The sequence below is a fragment of the Corallococcus sp. CA053C genome, from assembly GCF_003611675.1.
GTDB lineage: Bacteria > Myxococcota > Myxococcia > Myxococcales > Myxococcaceae > Corallococcus.
Window position 1 is genome coordinate 1 of record NZ_RAWA01000774.1, and the last position, 1,376, is coordinate 1,376.

Here is a 1,376-nt window from a genome sequence, read left to right on the forward strand (position 1 = left end):
GGCACGGACTGGGGAAGCACCGGGGCGGGCTCCGTGGGATGCGGCATACGGCCGCGTTGCCCCAGGGTTGTAGCACGCACCGTGTCTCGGCCGCCCGGGCCCCCCACCTGGCAGGTTCCCCTGTGTCCGGCAGGCTTCTGTCCAGCCGTGCGGAGGTACCGGGTCCGTCCGGAAGCGATTATGAAGCGCCGCCATGAACCGCCCCGTCCGCATCTCCCCGTCGCTGCTCTCCTGTGATTTCAGCCGTCTGGCCGAAGAGGTCCGCGCCATCGAAGCCGCTGGTGCGGACTGGATTCACGTGGATGTCATGGATGGCAGGTTCGTCCCCAACATCACGCTGGGGCCGGTGATTGTGGAGGCGATCAAGCGGGTGGCGACGAAGCCGCTGGACGTGCACCTGATGATCGTCGAGCCGGAGAAGTACGTGGAGGCCTTCGCGAAGGCGGGGGCGGACGTGCTGACGGTGCACCAGGAGGCGAGCCCGCACCTGCACCGCACGCTCCAGCAGATCCGCAATGCGGGGGCGAAGCCGGCGGTGGTGTTGAACCCGGGCACGCCGCTGGGGGTGCTGGAAGAGGTGCTGGGGGACGTGGAGATGGTGCTTTTGATGAGCGTGAACCCGGGCTTCGGGGGGCAGTCGTTCATCGAGGCGACGGTGGACAAGGTCCGCCGGCTGCGCGCGATGTTGGACGCGCGAGGGCTGGACGTGGACATCGAGGTGGACGGCGGCATCAACGCGCAGACGGCGAAGCGCGTGGTGGACGCGGGGGCGACGGTGCTGGTGGCGGGCAGCTACGTGTTCGGCTCGAAGGACTACGCGGCGGCCATCCGCTCGCTGCGCCCCTGAGCGCTCAGGCGGCGCGGCTGTGGGTGACGGCGGTGGCGAGCCGGGCGATGCGGGTCATGAAGGTGGGGTCGAACGGCTTCACTTCGTAGTCGTCGGCGCCCAGCTCGAAGCACACGTGGCGGGTGAACTGGTCCTCCACGCCGCTGAGGATGATGACCTTGCAGTCGCGGGTGGCGGGGTCCTTCTTGAGCTGCGCGAGCAGGTCCCGACCGTCCTGGTGCTGGTTCAGGTCCAGGATGATGACGGCGGGGTGGTGCTGGCGGGCCAGCTCCATCACGTGTTCGGAGGTCGTGTCGGAGACGCACACGAGGCCGGAGCGCTTGGCCTCCCGGGCGAGTGCGGAGACGAGGAGGGGCTCATCATCCGAGATGAGGACGGTAGGGGGCGTCATGGTCCTCTGGGGGGGAACAAGGGGGGATCAGCGTGTGACACCCTGGAACTACAGGAAGCCCTGGATCTTGTGAAGAGGGTGAACATTGTCCCGTCCTGAAGGGTAGGTAGGACAACAGGCGGGGGAGCGCTGGGGGAG

Annotated in this window: 2 protein-coding genes; one reads left to right on the forward strand and one right to left on the reverse strand. The window is 68.0% G+C overall.

Annotated features, from left to right (window positions below; genetic code table 11):
• Positions 1–193 precede the first annotated feature (193 nt).
• A complete protein-coding gene (gene rpe, locus D7V97_RS43020) occupies positions 194–847 on the forward strand; it encodes a ribulose-phosphate 3-epimerase (RefSeq protein ID WP_120616267.1) in 654 nt (217 codons plus the stop codon).
• 4 nt (positions 848–851) lie between these two features.
• Here the strand turns inward: rpe and D7V97_RS43025 are convergent, their stop codons facing one another.
• Positions 852–1,238 carry a two-component system response regulator gene (locus tag D7V97_RS43025; RefSeq protein WP_120616268.1) on the reverse strand — a complete coding sequence of 129 codons (387 nt, stop codon included), beginning with the start codon at positions 1,236–1,238 and terminating at the stop codon, positions 852–854.
• Positions 1,239–1,376: the final 138 nt, after the last annotated feature.